This is a genomic window from Nocardia salmonicida, from assembly GCF_036142455.1.
In the GTDB taxonomy this organism is placed as follows: domain Bacteria; phylum Actinomycetota; class Actinomycetes; order Mycobacteriales; family Mycobacteriaceae; genus Nocardia; species Nocardia salmonicida.
This window is the reverse complement of the sequence record NZ_CP108014.1, coordinates 4,995,930-5,012,610: the sequence shown is the minus strand read 5'-3', so window position 1 is coordinate 5,012,610 and position 16,681 is coordinate 4,995,930. Positions and strand designations below refer to the sequence as shown.

General features: G+C 68.0%; 17 protein-coding genes. 8 read left to right on the top strand and 9 right to left on the bottom strand.

Annotated elements, in window-relative coordinates; translation table 11 throughout:
• Window positions 1-10 precede the first annotated feature (10 nt).
• Both OHS03_RS23585 and OHS03_RS23580 read left to right on the top strand, forming a co-directional pair.
• On the top strand, window positions 11-1,339 hold the full coding sequence (locus OHS03_RS23585) for a purine-cytosine permease family protein (protein ID WP_328664379.1): 1,329 nt from the start codon (window positions 11-13) through the stop codon (window positions 1,337-1,339).
• Complete coding sequence (locus OHS03_RS23580) at window positions 1,336-2,826, top strand: amidase (protein ID WP_328657105.1); 1,491 nt, start codon at window positions 1,336-1,338, stop codon at window positions 2,824-2,826. The genes OHS03_RS23585 and OHS03_RS23580 overlap by 4 nt, the downstream gene beginning before the upstream one ends.
• Here the strand turns inward: OHS03_RS23580 and OHS03_RS23575 are convergent.
• Window positions 2,802-3,977 carry an FAD-dependent monooxygenase gene (locus OHS03_RS23575; RefSeq protein WP_328657103.1) on the bottom strand — a complete coding sequence of 392 codons (1,176 nt, stop codon included), beginning with the start codon at window positions 3,975-3,977 and terminating at the stop codon, window positions 2,802-2,804. The genes OHS03_RS23580 and OHS03_RS23575 overlap by 25 nt on opposite strands.
• A gap of 108 nt (window positions 3,978-4,085) precedes the next feature.
• Here OHS03_RS23575 and OHS03_RS23570 point away from each other — a divergent pair, with 108 nt between their 5' ends.
• Both OHS03_RS23570 and OHS03_RS23565 read left to right on the top strand, forming a co-directional pair.
• Window positions 4,086-4,799, top strand: coding sequence for a TetR/AcrR family transcriptional regulator (locus OHS03_RS23570; protein ID WP_328657101.1), 714 nt, complete (start codon window positions 4,086-4,088; stop codon window positions 4,797-4,799).
• Window positions 4,800-4,843: 44 nt separating this feature from the next.
• Entirely contained in the window at window positions 4,844-5,263 is a 420-nt protein-coding gene (locus tag OHS03_RS23565; RefSeq protein WP_328657099.1) for a limonene-1,2-epoxide hydrolase family protein, read from the top strand.
• On the opposite strand, the gene OHS03_RS23560 is transcribed toward OHS03_RS23565, so the two are convergent.
• Window positions 5,264-5,536, bottom strand: a complete 273-nt coding sequence (locus OHS03_RS23560) for a hypothetical protein (protein ID WP_328657097.1) — start codon at window positions 5,534-5,536, stop codon at window positions 5,264-5,266.
• A gap of 307 nt (window positions 5,537-5,843) precedes the next feature.
• On the opposite strand from OHS03_RS23560, the gene phoH2 reads away from it, so the two are divergent.
• The 3 genes from phoH2 (at window position 5,844) to OHS03_RS23545 (ending at window position 8,986) form a co-directional block, all read left to right on the top strand.
• Window positions 5,844-7,238, top strand: a complete 1,395-nt coding sequence (phoH2, locus tag OHS03_RS23555) for an RNA 5'-3' helicase PhoH2 (RefSeq protein WP_082843528.1) — start codon at window positions 5,844-5,846, stop codon at window positions 7,236-7,238.
• 183 nt (window positions 7,239-7,421) lie between these two features.
• Window positions 7,422-8,048 (top strand): LGFP repeat-containing protein, encoded by a 627-nt coding sequence (locus OHS03_RS23550; protein ID WP_328657094.1) that lies wholly within the window; start codon window positions 7,422-7,424, stop codon window positions 8,046-8,048.
• An 83-nt stretch (window positions 8,049-8,131) separates the two neighbouring features.
• A complete protein-coding gene (locus OHS03_RS23545) occupies window positions 8,132-8,986 on the top strand; it encodes an acyl-ACP desaturase (protein ID WP_328657092.1) in 855 nt (284 codons plus the stop codon).
• 52 nt (window positions 8,987-9,038) lie between these two features.
• On the opposite strand, the gene OHS03_RS23540 is transcribed toward OHS03_RS23545, so the two are convergent.
• Window positions 9,039-10,439 carry a class II fumarate hydratase gene (locus OHS03_RS23540; protein WP_328657090.1) on the bottom strand — a complete coding sequence of 467 codons (1,401 nt, stop codon included), beginning with the start codon at window positions 10,437-10,439 and terminating at the stop codon, window positions 9,039-9,041.
• A 128-nt stretch (window positions 10,440-10,567) separates the two neighbouring features.
• Window positions 10,568-11,611, bottom strand: a complete 1,044-nt coding sequence (glpX, locus tag OHS03_RS23535; RefSeq protein WP_056813608.1) for a class II fructose-bisphosphatase — start codon at window positions 11,609-11,611, stop codon at window positions 10,568-10,570.
• 127 nt (window positions 11,612-11,738) lie between these two features.
• Here glpX and OHS03_RS23530 point away from each other — a divergent pair, with 127 nt between their 5' ends.
• On the top strand, window positions 11,739-12,305 hold the full coding sequence (locus OHS03_RS23530) for a DUF4245 domain-containing protein (RefSeq protein ID WP_328657088.1): 567 nt from the start codon (window positions 11,739-11,741) through the stop codon (window positions 12,303-12,305).
• Window positions 12,306-12,331: 26 nt separating this feature from the next.
• Here the strand turns inward: OHS03_RS23530 and OHS03_RS23525 are convergent, their stop codons facing one another.
• Genes OHS03_RS23525 through OHS03_RS23505 form a run of 5 tightly spaced genes read right to left on the bottom strand, consistent with a single transcriptional unit; the run spans window position 12,332 to window position 16,671 of the window.
• Window positions 12,332-13,345 carry a LacI family DNA-binding transcriptional regulator gene (locus OHS03_RS23525; protein ID WP_328657086.1) on the bottom strand — a complete coding sequence of 338 codons (1,014 nt, stop codon included), beginning with the start codon at window positions 13,343-13,345 and terminating at the stop codon, window positions 12,332-12,334.
• Complete coding sequence (locus tag OHS03_RS23520; protein ID WP_056813598.1) at window positions 13,342-14,124, bottom strand: ABC transporter permease; 783 nt, start codon at window positions 14,122-14,124, stop codon at window positions 13,342-13,344. The genes OHS03_RS23525 and OHS03_RS23520 overlap by 4 nt, the downstream gene beginning before the upstream one ends.
• Complete coding sequence (locus OHS03_RS23515; RefSeq protein WP_328657084.1) at window positions 14,121-14,885, bottom strand: ABC transporter permease; 765 nt, start codon at window positions 14,883-14,885, stop codon at window positions 14,121-14,123. Before OHS03_RS23515 ends, OHS03_RS23520 begins: the two co-directional genes overlap by 4 nt.
• On the bottom strand, window positions 14,882-15,649 hold the full coding sequence (locus OHS03_RS23510) for an ABC transporter ATP-binding protein (RefSeq protein ID WP_328657082.1): 768 nt from the start codon (window positions 15,647-15,649) through the stop codon (window positions 14,882-14,884). Before OHS03_RS23510 ends, OHS03_RS23515 begins: the two co-directional genes overlap by 4 nt.
• Window positions 15,646-16,671 (bottom strand): ABC transporter substrate-binding protein, encoded by a 1,026-nt coding sequence (locus OHS03_RS23505; RefSeq protein WP_328657080.1) that lies wholly within the window; start codon window positions 16,669-16,671, stop codon window positions 15,646-15,648. The genes OHS03_RS23510 and OHS03_RS23505 overlap by 4 nt, the downstream gene beginning before the upstream one ends.
• Between the last annotated feature and the right edge of the window lie 10 nt (window positions 16,672-16,681).

Sequence of the window (16,681 nt, the reverse complement as noted above, 5' to 3'; positions counted from 1 at the left end):
GGTGAGCATCATGTCGGTCCAGTCGGCCCCAGCGTCAGATGAACTCGATTCAGCCGCGGAATATGAGCATTTACCAGTGCCGATTGCTGCTAGGCGAAGCACGCTATCGGTCGCGGCGGTGTGGGTCGGCTTCCCGATGTGCATCGGGAACGCGGTCTTCGGTGGGCTGATCGTATTCAATCAGGGCTTGGTTCTCGGCTTCTGGGCGATCCTGCTCGGCAACCTGCTGCTCTTCGGCTATGTCGGCGCGCTGAGCTGGATCGCGGGCAACTCCGGCCGCAACTTCTCGCTACAGGCCATGTCGGCCTTCGGGCGACGTGGAAAGGTCGTCGCCGCAGGGTTTCTCGCGAGTGTGGTGATCGGCTGGTTCTCGTATCAGATCGGTCTCACCGGTACGACCCTGCATGGTGTGTTCGGCTGGAGTCCGCTGTGGGGTGCGCTGTTGGGCGCCGTCATCTACACCGCGCTGACGGTCGCGGGCATCCGCGCGCTCTCGGTGATCGGGATGATCGGCGCTCCGCTGTTCCTTGTGATGGCGGCGATCGCGCTGTACTTCGGCCTGCGCGACGGCGACGCCACGCTGAGCGGGGTGTTGTCCTATGAGGCGCACGGCGACGCGCTCGGTTTCTTGGCGTGTGTCGGCATCGTGATCGCCGGTTTCGCCGACTCCGGCACGATGACCGCCGACTTCACCCGCTGGGCGGCCGACGGCCGCAGCGCGGTACTGGCCGCCGCCAGCGCTTTTCCGTTCGCCAACACCATCTCCTTCCTGGTCGGCGGGCTTGTGGTCGCGGTCGGCGGGGTCGGCGATCCCGGTACCGAAGGCGGCGCGTTCCTCGGCCTGCTCACGGGGCACGGCGCGCTGCTCACCGGTCTCGCGGTGCTGTTCTTGCTCACCAATCTCGGCTCGGTCGCCTCGCACTGCCTCTACAACGGCGCCGTCGGCTGGTCGGGGATCACGCCGTTGCGTATGCGCGGGATGGCGTTGGCGCTCGGCGGTGTCGGCACGATCATCGCGTTGACCGGAGTGTGGAGCCGGATCGTGGACTGGCTGATGCTGCTCGGGGTGTTCGTGCCGCCGATCGGCGCCGTGCTGCTGGCCGATCATCTGTTGCGTAACCGGCGCGGTTATTCGGCACTGGTCGATATCCGATGGAGCGCCTTCGCCGCGTGGGCGCTGGGAGCCACGGCGGCGGGAATCGCGCACTACCGACTGCCCGGCTCGGTCGACGCGGTGGTCGGCTTCGTCGTCGCCTTCGCGGTGTTGGTCGGCGTAACGCTCGCAGTCGAAAGCCGCACGCGCACAGCTGTGGTGGATGCCGCGAAGGTGCCGGCGTGAGTGCGGGGGAGCTGACCCGATGCAGCGCGACCGAACTCGGCGCGTTGATCCGGGCCCGCGAGGTCTCCCCGGTCGAGGTCGTCGAGTCCGCGCTCGCCCGGATGGAACAGCTCGACCCCACCCTGCACGCCTTCTGCACCCCGACACCGGAACTAGCTCTGGCACAGGCGCATCGGGTCGCCGACAAGCTGGCCAACGGCGGCGACCCGGGTCCGCTGGCCGGGGTGCCGATGGGGATCAAGGATCTGCTGAGCACCGCGGGAGTGCGCACCACCTTCGGCTCGTGGGTGTATCGAGACTTCGTTCCCGACGAAGACGACATCGTGGTGCGACGCAGTCTGGCGGCGGGCGCGATCTGCCTCGGCAAGACCAACACCTCCGAGTTCGGTTACAGCGCGACCGGTGACAATCCGCTGTTCCCGACCACCCGCAACCCATGGAACCCCGCGCTCACCCCAGGCGGTTCCAGCGCGGGCTCGGCCGCCGCGGTGGCGGCGGGCATGGCGACCGTCGCGCTCGGCAGCGACGGCGGATGCTCGGTCCGGGTGCCCGCGGCGCTGTGCGGGCTGGTGGGGGTGAAGCCGTCCATGGGTCGCATCCCGGTGTATCCGGGGTGCCGCGACGAACGAATGCCCGGCGTATCCGGTTGGGAGAGCATCGAACACATCGGCCCGATCACCCGCACGGTCGCCGATGCCGCGCTGATGTTGTCGGTGCTCGCCGGACCGGATCCCCGCGACCGGCACTCGATTCCCTGTGGTGACGTCGACTGGCTCGGCGCCGCCGCGGCGGGCAGCGCGCGCGAGGATTCCGTAGCGGGATTGCGGGTGGGGTTCAGCGTCGATTTCGGTTATCTCGCAGTCGATCCCGAGGTACGCCGTGTCGTCACCGCGGCGGTCACCGATGTCATCGCCGATCGGCTCGGTTGTGTGGTGGAGGAGGTGGTGCCGGAGTGGCCCGATCCGACCGAGGCGTTCTCGGCACTGATCGTGGCAGAGACGGATCTGACCGGCATGCGCCGGATGATCGATCGGCACGGGGATCGGATGTCACCGCACCTGGTCGATTGGCTGCGCGCACCGTGGACGGCGCACCAGTTCACCGACGCCAATATCACCCGTAAGGCGGTGGTGAACGCCATGGCGCGCTTGATGACTCGCTACGACGTGCTGGTCACCCCGACCTCGGCGGTACCCGCGTTCCCGATCGAGGGGCGCGGTCCCACCGAGATCGACGGTCACCAGGTGTCGGACTCCGCCTGGATCGGCTTCAACTATCCCGCCAACCTCACCGGCCAGCCCGCGGCGAGCGTGCCCGCGGGGTCGACCCGCGACGGACTGCCGGTAGGTGTGCAGATCATCGGCCGCCACCTCGCCGACGCCACGGTGCTGCGCCTGGCCGCCGCGATCGAACGCGCGGCACCATGGGCGCACCTGCGCCCGCCGCTCGGCGATCTGCCGTCTCACACCCCGACCAGTTGCGGGTAGTCGATCAGGTCGATGTCGTTGGCGGCTTTGTCGCCGTACTTCATCATCAGGGTGAAGAAGCGGGAGCCGAGGAACCAGTTGCGGGCCCTGATGCCGAGGGCGGTCTTCGGTGCGAGGAAGTGGCCCGCGTTGGTGTTGCCCGCGATTTTGGCGTAGCGCTTCATGATTCGGTCGTAGTTGGCGAAGGCGGCGACGTGATCGCCCGCGGCGGCGGCCAGTTCGCCCGCGAGCACGTACGCGCCGACGACGGCGAGGCCGGTGCCGAAGCCCGCCAGGGTGTTTCCGTAGGCGGCATCGCCGACGAGGGCGACGCGGCCGCGGGTGTAGGCGCCGTTCAGGCGGACCTGGCTGATCGAATCGAGGTAGATGTCGTCGAAGTCGGCCAGGTCGGTGAGCATGCGGGGAACGTGCCAGCCCATGTCGGCGAAGGTTTCTTCGATGATCTGGCGTTGGGCGGCGGCGTCGTCGCGGGGGAAGTGGAGTTCGGGAGCGGCGAACATGTACATCTGCTGCGCCTTCGGGCCGCTGTCGATGGCGAGTTTGCCCGGGGTGTTGTGGGCGTAGCCTGACGCTTTGTCGCGGGGGGTGGCCGCGTCGCTCCAGCGGCTCGCGCCTGCCACGCAGTAGTAATAATTCAGGTGTGTGACGTAGTCGGATTCGGGGCCGAACGCCAATTTCCTTACCCGGGAATGGATTCCGTCGGCGCCGAGGACGAGGTCGAAGGTGCGCGGCTGGCTGTGCTCGAACCGCACCGCCACCCCGTCGCCGGTGTCGTGCAGGTCGGTGATGGTGTCGCCGAAGAGGTATTCGACGGAGTCGGCGGTCCTGTCGTACATGATCTCGGCCAGGTCGCCGCGCAGGATCTCGAGGTCGCCGCCGGTGAACTCGCCCGACATCACCCCGAGCTCGCGCCCGTCGGCGTCGACGAGAACCAGGTCGGTGGTGCCGGTACGCCTGGCCTGAACCTCGTCGAGGATGCCCATCCGCTCGAGCACGGCGAGGTGGGTCCTGCCCTTGAAGTCCACCGCCTGTCCGCCCGCTCGGAGTGCGGGGGCGCGCTCGACGACGGTGACGGAAAAGCCGTATCGATGCAGCCAGTAGGCAAGGGCGGGGCCGGCGACGCTGGCGCCGGAGATGAGAACGGTACGCACGGGATCTCCTAGAAGTTCTGTGTCCGATGGAATCTGTATCCGGTGGATGCAGATAAGAGTATGGTAGACACAGTTTCGCGTCAAGATGATTTTCGAGAGGATGGACAGATGCCGCCGCCGACCACAGTCGAGCTGCTGTGGGGGACCACGCAGCGCCCCAAGCGCGGGCCCAAACCCGCGCTCACCCTCGACGGGATCGTCGCCGAGGCCATCGCGCTCGTCGATGCCGAGGGGCTGTCCGCGTTGTCGATGCAGCGCCTGGCCGAACGCCTCGGCTTCACCAAGATGTCGCTGTACCGGTACGTGCCGGGCAAGGAGCAGCTCACCGCGCTGATGCTCGACGCGGCGATGGGCGAGCCGCCGAATACCGCGAGTGCGCAACAGAATTGGCGCACCGGTCTGCGGGACTGGGGCGAGGCGATCTTCGCCCGCTATCTCGCGCACCCGTGGACGATCGAGCTCACCCTCGGCATGCGCCCCTTCGGTCCGAACGAGATGGGGTGGACCGAAGCCGCGCTCACCGCGTTGGCGGGGACCGGCCTCACCGGCTCGGAGAAGCTGGACACGATCGTCTTGCTCAACGGTCACGCCCGCAATCTGGCCCAGCAGGTCGCCTCGGTGAGCGGCGACGGCGAACTACAGTTCACCGAGCAGTTCACCGCGATGATGACCGCCGCCGCGGGCCGCTACCCCGAGGTACTCGCGGCCTTCGCCGAGGAAGCCGCCGCCCCGGCGGGCAGAGGCGGCCCGAACGACGCCCTGCGGTTCGGCGTCGACCGCATCATCGCCGGACTCGCCGTCCTGATCGACCAGCGGAACTGAGCGGACCACTGGTCCCACGGCGATCGGGGCCCTAGGCTCATCTCATGACCGACGAGCCGGAACTGCCGGAGCCCGCTGTCACCATCGTGCGCGAATTCTTCAACGCGCTCGAGCTCAGTGCGGTGGACGAGTCGCTGGATCTGCTCGATCCCGAGATCGTCTGGAAGAACGCCTCGCTGCCCAGCGTGCGTGGCAAGAAGCGAGTCGCCGCGGTGTTGCGCAGCCTGGATCGTCCCAAGCTCGGGTTCTCGGCGGAGATCCACCACATCGCCGCCGATGGCGACATCGTGCTCACCGACCGCACCGACTACCTGCACGTGGGCCCGGTGCGGATCGGCTTCTGGGTGAGCGGCACCTTCGAGTTGCGCGACGGCCGAATCGTGCTGTGGGACGACCACTTCAGCAAGGGCAACGTCCTGCGCGGCACCATCGTGGGCGTGGTTGAGGCGATCCGCGGACGCTGACTACTGGTGCTTGCGCAGATACGCCAGGTAGGTCGGTCGCAGCACATCGGCCAGTTTGCCGTCGCCCGCGTGGAAGTAGTCGTCGATCATCGGCAGCACGTACTTGATGTCGGCCGAGCTCTCACCCAGGTCGCCCGCCTCGGCTTGGGCTGCCGGGATCGACTTGAGCAGTTCCCACAGGAACTTCACATCACCGCGGTGCACGGCGGTCTTCACCGCGCGATCGTGCAGTTCTTTCGACGACAGCTTGTCCAGATCCTGTTCATCGGCCATGCCATCGACTCTAGCGCTCGGCGGCGCGGACGCGCCGGATCCGGCGCGACAGTGCCGGTTAACGACAAATTCACGGACACGTGTGCCGGTCCAGCAGCGCGGCTACGAATTCGGCGGTAGCGTCGGTGATGCGAGTCGCGTCGGTGTGATTCGTACGGGAGGTCCTGACCGTGACTGAGCTACTCAGTGCGAGAGGGCCGGCACCTGGCCCTCGGGGCGGTTGACTCAGCGTCGAACGCCCACAAGGACGGACCGGTCCAGCGAGATCGTTCGCGCGGGTGCCGTGCGAACACATAAGGAGCCCACCGTGACTGCTGCACGCTCCGTTTCCGCTTCCGCGAAGCACACGGCCTCGGCCTCGGCCTCGAGCAATTCGGCCTCGAAGAAAGGGGCTCGCCCCTCACGTTCCGGTCGCAAGACTTTTGTCGTCGACACCTCTGTACTCCTGTCGGATCCCTGGGCCGTCACCCGGTTCGGGGAACACAGTGTGGTCCTACCCCTGGTCGTGATCAGTGAGCTGGAGGCGAAACGGCACCACCACGAGCTCGGCTGGTTCGCCCGCGAAGCTCTGCGCATGCTCGATGACCTGCGTGTGCAGCACGGCAGGCTCGACCAGGCGCTGCCCATCGGCACCGACGGCGGCACCCTGCAGGTGGAGCTCAACCACACCGACTCGTCGGTGCTGCCCGCCGGGTTCCGTTCCGACACCAACGATTCCCGCATCCTGGCCTGCGCGCTGAACTTCTCGGCCGAGGGCGAAGACGTGGTGCTGGTCTCGAAGGACATCCCGCTGCGCGTCAAGGCCAGCGCGGTCGGCTTGTCGGCCGACGAATACCACGCCCAGGACGTGGTGACCTCCGGCTGGAGCGGAATGGTGGAACTCGACGTCTCGGGCTCCCAGATCGATCAGCTCTACACCGATTCGGTGATCGACCTCGACGATGCGCGAGAACTGCCGTGCCACACCGGTGTTCGGTTGCTGGGCAGCAGCTCCAGCGCACTGGGCCGGGTCACCGCCGACAAGCGGATCCAACTGGTCAGGGAGCGGGAGGCATTCGGTCTGCACGGGCGCTCGGCCGAGCAGCGCATCGCACTCGATCTGCTGCTCGACGAGAGCATCGGGATCGTGTCGATGGGTGGGCGTGCCGGTACCGGTAAGTCGGCGCTGGCGTTGACCGCCGGGCTCGAGGCGGTACTGGAGCGCCGGACCCAGCGCAAGGTGGTCGTGTTCCGGCCGCTCTACGCGGTGGGCGGGCAGGAACTGGGCTATCTGCCGGGTTCGGAGAGCGAGAAGATGGGCCCGTGGGCACAGGCCGTCTTCGACACGCTCGACGGGCTGGCCAGCCGTGAGGTGCTCGAGGAGGTGCTCAGTCGCGACATGCTCGAAGTGCTGCCGCTGACCCACATTCGTGGTCGGTCGCTGCACGATTCGTTCGTGATCGTCGACGAGGCGCAGTCGCTCGAGCGCAATGTGCTGCTGACGGTGTTGAGCCGTCTCGGCACGGGTTCTCGGGTGGTGCTCACCCACGATGTCGCCCAGCGCGACAATCTGCGGGTGGGCAGGCACGACGGCGTGGCGGCGGTGATCGAAAAGCTCAAGGGCCATCCGCTTTTCGCGCACATCACGCTCACTCGCAGCGAGCGCTCGCCGATCGCGGCGCTGGTGACCGAGATGCTCGAGGAGTACGGGCCCAGCGCGTAATCACCGGCAATCGGGCCGCGTCACGGTCCGAATCCGTTTGATTACCGCAAACGGTGGGTAATATCCGCTCCGACACCAATCCAGCAACGGCTCGGCGAACACTGTTCCGCCGGGCCGTTGCGGATGTCGGCCAGGCTCCAATCCGGGGCACCCCCGGGGGGAGCCACTCGCGAGAGGATGGATATGAACCACTTCGCTCGACGTACTGTTGCCGGGAGCGCCGCGGTCCTGGCCGCGGCGGGTCTGCTGCTCGCCGCCGGCTGCAGCGACGACGACCAGGACAAGGCCAACGACGCCGTCGCCTCGGTGACTTCCGCGATGGGCGCCCCAGGGGGCAGCGCGACCACCATGCCGGGCATGGGCAGCATGACCACCACCCCGGGTTCGGAAACCACCTCCGGTACCGAGACCACCTCCGGTGCGGCCACCACCAGTGGAGCCGCAGGTGAATCGACCACCGTCTCCACCCCGAACGGTGACATCACCATCTCCGGCGAGGTCTACAAGAAGTACGTGGCGGCCGGCGGCGCGGCCAGCCCGCTCGGCGTACCGGAAGAAGCCCAGGAATCCGGCCCCGACGGCGGCCAGTACCAGGACTTCACCGGCGGCACCATCTACTGGAGCAAGGATGCCGGTGCCCACATCGTGTGGGGTGAGATTCGCGAGGCGTGGGAGGCCAACGGCGGCGCCAACGGCACGCTGGGCTACCCGACCAGCGACGAGAAGGACATCGCAGGCGGCAAGCAGAGCGACTTCACCGGCGGCACCATCACCTGGGTCAACGGTGAGATCACGGTGACGCCCAAGTAAGAGCGTTGTGTTCCGCCCCAGCGCGGGGGCCCGGTTCACCCCGTAGGTCCCCGCGCTTGCGTACGAGGTACTAGGTTGTCTGGGTGCAGAAAACTTTGACCGACCGCGAGCTGCTGGATTCGCTCGCGGACGAGGTGGAAATCAACCTGCGTCGCCACATCGAGGTGGCCGACGGCTGGCAGCCGCACGAGCAGGTGCCGTGGTCGGACGGGCGCAACTTCGCCTTCCTCGGTGGCACCGACTGGAGCCCGGAACAGTCCGAGCTCAGCGAGACCGCCAGGCTCGCGCTGACCGTGAGCGTCCTGGTCGCCGACAATCTGCCGTCCTACCACCGTGAGCTCGGCAAGCACCTGCGCATCGGCCCCTGGTGGCGCTGGGTCGGCCGGTGGACGGCGGAGGAGAACCGCCACGAGATCATGATCCGCAACTACCTCATGCTCACGCGCGCGGTGGACCCGATCGCGCTCGAGCGGGCCCGCATGCAGCACATGACCGATGGTTTCAACCGGCCCCCCATGCACCTGATCGACGTGCTGGCCACCTGCGCGTTCGAAGAGGCCGCTGCCGCGATCCGTCATCGCAACACCGCCGCGCTCGGCGAGAACCCGACCGTCACCGCGATGGCCGAGAAGCTGGCCGCCGACGACGAGCTGCAGGCCGAGTTCTTCGCCACGCTCGTCGCCGCCGCCCTCGACTTGGTTCCCGACCAGGGGGTGCGCGCGATCGCCGATCGAGTCGCCGACTTCCGGGTGCCGCACGTGGATCTGCCCGGTGGCGGATCGAGCGACGAGGCGCTGGCCGAGGCGGGCATCTACGACCGTGCCGACGAGGACGAACTGGTGTTCAAGCCGCTGCTGCAGCGCTGGAACATCTTCTCCCGCACCGATTTCAGCGAAGCGGGCGAGAAGGCTCGCGCGGAACTCGCGCACCTGGCCTGAGCCGCTGCGCGAACGGCCGCCACCTCCTGCGAGGTGGCGGCCGTTCGTGTTCTCAGCGGTCGACGTCGGCCATGGCCAGCACGTCGAGCTTGCGGTCGAGCTCTTCGAGCGAGAGCTTGTCCGGGACCAGCCCGCGATCGATGACGGTCTGACGGATCGTCTTCTTCTCGCGCAGTGCCTCTTTGGCGACGGCGGCCGCTTCCTCGTAACCGATGGCCGAGTTGAGCGGGGTGACGATCGACGGCGACGATTCGGCGAGCGTGCGCAGGTGCTCCTCATTGGCCACCAGGCCGCTCACGCACCTGTCGGCGAACAGTCGAGAAACGTTGGCCAGCAGGCGAATCGACTCCAGCAGGTTGCGGGCCATCACCGGGATGTAGACATTGAGCTCGAAGGCGCCACTTGCTCCGCCGAACGCGATCGCCGCGTCGTTGCCGACCACCTGCACGGCTACCTGCGTCACCGCCTCGGGCAGTACGGGATTCACCTTGCCCGGCATGATCGAGCTACCCGGCTGCAGGTCCGGCAGCTGCAATTCGCCGAGCCCGGTGAGCGGGCCCGAACCCATCCAGCGGATATCGTTGGCGATCTTGGTCAGGCTGACGGCGATGGTGCGCAGCGCGCCGGAGGCCTCGACGAGTCCGTCGCGCGCGGCCTGCGCCTCGAAGTGGTCGTGGGCCTCGCGCAGCGCGTCGATTCCCGTGGTACGCACCAGTTCCGCGACGACCTTCGTGCCGAATCCGGCGGGCGCGTTGAGTCCGGTGCCCACCGCGGTGCCGCCGATCGGCAACTCGCCCAGGCGCGGCAGGGTGGCCATCGCGCGCTCGATGCCCGCGGCGATCTGGCGGGTGTAGCCGCCGAATTCCTGACCGAGCGTCACCGGCACCGCGTCCATCAGGTGGGTGCGGCCCGACTTCACCACGGTGCGCCACTGCTGCGACTTGTCGAGCAGGGCGAGGCGCAGATGGTCGAGCGCGGGAACGAGGTCGGTGATCACGGCCTCGGTGGCGGCCAGGTGTGTGGCGGTGGGGAAGGTGTCGTTGGACGACTGCGACATGTTCACGTCGTCGTTGGGGTGCACGGTCACACCGTTACGCGCGGCGATCGAGGCGATCACCTCGTTGGCGTTCATGTTCGAGCTGGTGCCCGAACCGGTCTGGAACACGTCGATCGGGAACTGGTCGTCGTGCTCACCGTTGGCGATCTCGCCCGCCGCCGCGATGATCGCGTCGGCCTTGACCGGATCGAGCAGGCCCAGATCCTTGTTGACCTGCGCGCAGGCGGCTTTCAGCAGACCGAGCGCCCGGATCTGGGCTCGTTCGAGCCCACGTCCGCTGATCGGGAAGTTCTCGACGGCCCGCTGCGTCTGCGCCCGCCACAGGGCGTCGACAGGGACGCGAACCTCCCCCATGGTGTCGTGCTCGATCCGGTACTGCCCGTCGTCGTCAGCCATAGTTCGACCCTAGGACGAGAACACCACGAATGGTGGCCCCACACCAGCGGCGATTCCCACACCGCCCGCGGGAATACATCGAAGGGCGAGCCCTCGGGGCCGCGAACCCGCGGCCCCGGCCGCTGATGTCAGGGCAGCGGCGGGTTCGCGCTGTCGTCGCCGTCGAAGTCGACCGAGGAGTACTCGCGCAGCTTGGTCAGGCGGTGGTAGGCGTCGATCATGCGGACGGTGCCCGACTTGGACCGCATCACGATCGACTGGGTGGACGCGCCACCCGCGTAGTAGCGCACGCCGCGCAGCAGGTCGCCGTCGGTGACGCCGGTGGCGCAGAAGAAGACGTTGTCGCCGGAGACCAGGTCGGTGGTCGAGAGCACGCGGTCCAGGTCGTGACCCGCGTCGATCGCCTTCTGCCGCTCTTCGTCGTCCTTCGGGGCGAGCATGCCCTGCAGTTCACCGCCGAGGCAGCGCAGCGCGGCGGCGGCGATGATGCCCTCGGGGGTGCCGCCGATGCCGACCAGGATGTCGACGCCGGACTCGGGACGCGCGGCGGCGATGGCGCCCGCGACGTCGCCGTCGGAAATGAGGCGGATGCGAGCGCCCGCGTCGCGCGCCTGCTGGATGGTGTCCTCGTGGCGAGGACGGTCCAGGATGCAGACGGTCAGGTCGGACACCGAAAGGCGCTTGGCCTTGGCCACGCGGCGGATGTTCTCGCCGATCGGGGCGGTGATGTCGATCGAGCCCGCGGCGTCGGGGCCGACGGCGATCTTGTGCATGTAGAACACCGCGGACGGGTCGAACATGGCGCCGCGCTCGGCGACCGCGAGCACGGAGATGGCGCCGGGGGAGCCCTTCGACATCAGGGTGGTGCCGTCGACCGGGTCGACCGCGAAGTCGACCTCGGGGCCGGTGCCGTCGCCGACGAGCTCACCGTTGTAGAGCATCGGCGCTTCGTCCTTCTCGCCTTCGCCGATGACGACGATGCCCTTCATGGACACCGAGCTGACGAGCTGACGCATGGCGTCGACGGCAGCGCCGTCGCCACCTTCCTTGTCGCCACGGCCGACCCAACGGCCACTCGCCATCGCGCCTGCCTCGGTGACGCGGACCAGCTCCAGTGCGAGGTTGCGATCAGGTGCCTCGCGGCGGCTGTGAACGGGCGAGGTGGGCGTCATTGCGGAGTGCCTCCTTGGCGTTGGTGATACGGGGGCATTGTCGCATTTCGAAACGGCACGCTCGTGCACGACCTCCTGCGATGACCCCTGGGCGGCCTGGTCATGGCTCGAGTGGATACTGGTAGCCGTGGCACAGACCAAGCACCGCATTTTCAACGACTACCGCGATCTGTTCTGGTCGTTGATCCCGTTGGTGCTGGCCGCGGTGGTGCTGGCGGGCGTGGCGAGCCAGTGCACGGTGGCGACGAATGGCCCGACGCAGGGTCAGATCCCGCATTTCGACGCCGACGCCGCACTGAAGTCCGACGCGAAGACGCTGTCGTTCCCGATCCGCAACCCGACGTTGCCGCAGGGCTGGACCTCGAACTCCGGCAGCCGCGACACCATCGCCGCCGCCGGTGGCGGTGCGGTGAGCACGGTCGGCTACATCACGCCGCAGGGCACCTACATGCGGTATTCGCAGACCGGCGCCTCCGAGGAGGCGTTGTCGCGGCAGGAACTCGGCTCGCGCTACCCGACCGGGACACAAGAGGTGGCCGGGCAGAAGTGGGTCGTCTACACCGAGCCGACCGAGGAAACCGGCTGGATCGCCGACCTCGGTGGGGTGCGGATCCTGATCACCGGCGCGGGCAACGAAGCCGCGTTCACGACGCTGGCCACGGCGATCACCGCGGCCCAACCGCTGTCGAAGTAGCCGCCACACCCGGCCTCGAGGTGGGTTCAGCGCACGATCAGGCTGGGTAGGAAAGTTTGGTTCGGTGGCCTTTCGCCGCTGGCGAGGGCTGTGACCAGCATGCGAACCGCCGCCGCCGCCTGTTCTTCGCGATGGGTGTCGATCGCGGTGAGTGGCGGATCGTTGTCACGGGCGATGCTGCCCTCGGAGGTGATCAGGCCCAGGTCGGCGCCGATGGTGCGGCCGAGTTCGCGGGCCGCGGTGACGCAACCGGCAGCGACCGAGTCCAGCGGGGCGTAGACGGCGTCGACGTCGGGGCGTTCGGTCAGCAGTTGCACGCACGCGCGATGGGCGAGTCTGGTGCGGCCGCCGCCCCCGGCGAAATCGACGGTCGCCACGATCGGCGTCATGCCCGCGATGTCGCACCAGTGTTCGTAGGCGGTTCTGGAGGCGGCCGCATTCTGTCTGCCGCTGTTGTCGACCAGCAGGGCGGGTCGGCGAGCGCCGGTGCTCAGGAAATGCGTCATCGCCAGGTCGACCGCCGCGTCGCGGTCGAGCGATACCGAGCTCGCCGGGGCGGGCGCGTGACCGCCGATCGTCACCACCGCCAGGCCGCGGGCGGCCGCCGTTTCGACGAAGCCTTCGGCCGGGTCGGGGTCGATGAGCAGGACGCCGTCGGCGGCGAGATCGTGGACCTGGTCGTGCTCGCCCAGCGGTGGGACGAGGACCAGCGCGTAGCCGTGCCGAAAGGACTCGTTGGCGGCGGCCAGTGCGGTGCGGGTGTACCAGTCCAGGCGTGATTCGTGGTCGTCGACCTGATCGGCGACCATCGAGGTGACCAGTCCGATCATCATCGTTCGCCCGGTGCGCAGTGCCCTGGCCTCGCGGTTGATCCGGTAGCCGAGTTCGGTGGCGGTGGCCAGGATGCGGGCACGGGTGCTGTCTTCCATCCGGCCCTTGCCCGCGAGCGCGAGCGACACCGCCGACGGCGAGACACCCGCTGCGGCCGCGATATCGCGCATGGTCGGCCTCGGTGGCACGCGCACCTCCTTCGTGGTCATGAGATTACCGAGGCATCGGCGAAGCGCAGCGCGACGACACGTTCGACCGCGCCGACGAGCGTGTAGAGCACGATCGACGCGGCGGCGACCACCGCGATCGAGGCCCACAGCTGCGGATAGTCGTAGCGCGGAATCGCTTTGAGCATCGAGGACCCCAATCCCGCACCCGTACCGAGCCATTCGGCGATGAGCGCGCCGATCAGCGCGCCGGGCACCGAGATCCGCAGCGCGGCGAACAGCGAGGGCAGGGCGGCCGGCAGCGCGACCATGCGCAGCGCCGCGGCCTCGCTGCCACCGTAGGCGCGGATCAGGTCCATGCTCTGCGCCGGCGCGCCACGCAGCCCGGCCACGAGGGTGACGAAGGCGGGGAAGAACACCACGAGCGCGCCGGTGACGGCGACCATCGTCAGCCCACGGCCGAAGGTGGCCACCAGGATCGGCGCGAGGGTGACCAGCGGGATCGAGCGCAGCAGGGTCGCCACCGGCACCGCGCTGCGCTCGAATTCGCGCGACAGCAGGGCCAGCGCGGCGCCGCTGAGCGCCAGGCTCATCCCGACGACGAATCCGAGGCCCGCGTCGCGCAGCGTGATGGTGAGCCCGTCGACGATCTGCGCGCGATGCGCGGGTTCGCCGTCGAACAGGTAGGCCCACACGTCCATCGGGGTCTGGCCGATTCGCGGTCCGATCTGGGGGAACGCGGCGAGGAAGCCGAACCACACGGCGAGCACGAGCACCGTGGCCAGCGCCACCGAGCCGAGGAAAGCCCAGACACTCTTCATGATTCGTTCTCCGGTTGCGTGATGGGGCCCGGGCCGTACAGCCGGGTCCGAACAATCTTGCCAGCCGAGGAGGCAACGAAATAGCCTGCGCCAGAAAGTAATCCGGCCGCCAGAGCCATGCCCCAGGTGCGCGGCAGATCGTAGGAGGACTGCGCGGCGGTGAGCGCGACGCCGACACCACTGTCCACCCCACCCAGGTACTCCCCGAGAATCGCACCGAGAACGGCTGCGGGCGCGGCGATCTGGAGTGCGGCGGTCGCGGCGGGCAGGGCGGCGGGGATCCGGACCCGGACGAGGCGGTGCCAGCCGTTGCCGCCGTACGCGTCGACCAGATCGATGCTGGTGCGGTTGGCTGATTTCAGGCCCGTGAGGGTGCCGATCATGGAGGTGAAGAACACCGAGACCGCGGCAAGGAAGACCGTCGGCGTGCGTCCGCCGAATACCACCAGCACGATCGGGCCGAGCGCGAGCAGTGGCACGCAATAGCTGATCACTGCCAGCTGGGCGGCCAGGGGTTCGGTGCGGGGGAACACCGCCACGGCGAGTGCGACGGCGAGGGCGGCGATGTTGCCGAACGCGAAGCCCTGGACCGCACCCCACGCGGTGATCGACGCGTTCGGGCCGTAGAGGGCGAATCCGTCCTCGGCTACGGAGGCCAGGACTGCCCACGGGGTGGGCACGGCGGACGTGCTGAGACCGGCCACCGCCCACAGCAGGATCAGGACCGCGGGGCCACGCAGTCCGGCGAGTCGGGCGTTCACGCGGGCCGCCGTTCCCCGAACAACAGGCCCGACAGATGATCGTGCAGCGCATGGAATTCCGGTGTGCGCATCATCTCCGGTGCCCGTGGTCGCGGCAGGTCGATATCGACCAGCTCCAGCACGCGTCCCGGCCGCGTCGACATCACCGCGACGGTGTCGGACAGGAACACCGCCTCCCCGATGCCATGGGTGACCATCAACGTGGTGGCGGGCTTCTCGGTCCAGATCCGCAGCAGTTCCATGTTCAACCGCTGTCGGGTCATGTCGTCGAGCGCGCCGAACGGCTCGTCCAGCAGCAGCACCGACGGCTTCACCACCAGCGCACGGGCGATCGAAACCCGTTGCCGCATACCGCCGGACAGCTGTGCCGGTTTGGCCGCCTCGAAGCCGGTGAGACCGACGAGTTCGATGAGGCCGTCGATCATCGCGTGGTCGATCGGCAGCCCCGCCACCTGGAGGGGCAACGCGATATTGGAACGCACACTGCGCCAAGGCAAGAGGGCGGAGTCCTGAAAGGCGATACCCAGCTCGTGTTCGGTCCGCAGCTGCTCGGGGGTACGTCCGTTGACCAGCGCCGAGCCGGCGGTCGGCGTGTCCAGACCGGCCAGAATTCGCAGAATGGTCGATTTGCCGCAGCCGGAAGGTCCGAGCAGCGACAGGAATTCGCCCTGCTTGCTCCGTAGGTCGACCTCGGCGAGCGCTTCGACCTTGCGCTTGCCCGCGGTGAATGTCTTGGTCAGTCCACTGATGTCGATGCCGGTCATCGCAACCCCGGATGCTCGGTGTAGAGCTCGGTGAGGAGCGAGGAATCGAACAGCTGGGCAGCGGTCACCGTGGAACCCGTCCGTCCCAGCGCCGTCACCGTGTCGGCGATCAGACTCGTCGACAGGGTGAGCAGTCCGTCGCGGCGGGTATCGGGCGTCTGGATCAGCGGCAGTGTCGCGTCGAGCAGGGCACGCTGCTGCGCGGTGTCGAGCTTTTGATCGGCACCGTACTTCTGTACGGCCAGTGCGACACCGCGATCGGGATCGGCGAGCGCGTCCTTCCAGCCCTTGATCTCGGCGGTGAGGAACGCCTTGCACTTGGCCCGTTCGTCGACCAGCGACTGTTCGGAGACAACGAAAACCTGTGCACATGTGCGTAATCCGAAATCGTTGTACAGAAACGAATAGGTGGCGAATCCCTTGGCGCGCAGCGAGACCGGCTCGTTGGTGGTGAACCCGGACCACGCGTCGACCTCGCCGTTGACCAGCGGCGACGGATCGAACTGCACCGGAATGACTTTCACCGACGACGGGTCGACGCCATTGGCGGTGAGCAGAGACTCGAACGTCGGCAGGTTGTGGTCCGCGACGCCGACCCGCTTGCCCACCAGATCTTTCGGTGTCCGCAACGGCTTCGACTCCGGCGAGGTGATGCACGCGGGACTCGTGGCAAGGGTCGCGCCGATGATGCGTACCGGCACACCGCGTTCCACCGCGGCGGCCACCTTCTGCGGCGTGGAGGTGCCGATCCACACCTTGCCGGTGTCGATACCGGCTTCGGTGCTGGTACCCGCCGCGCCACCGGCGAGCAGGTCGACGGACAGTCCGGCATCGCGGAAGTGACCGTTCTCCAGTGCCAGGTATTCACCGGCGAACTGGACGTTCTTGATCCAACCCAGTTGCATGGCAATCGCATTGCCGGATTCGGTCGAACGTGAGGCGGCGGGGGAGCAGGCGGCAAGGCCGGCGGCGACGCCGACACAGCCGGTCAGCCGCAAGGCGTGACGACGGGAGAGTTGCATGATGGGCGCC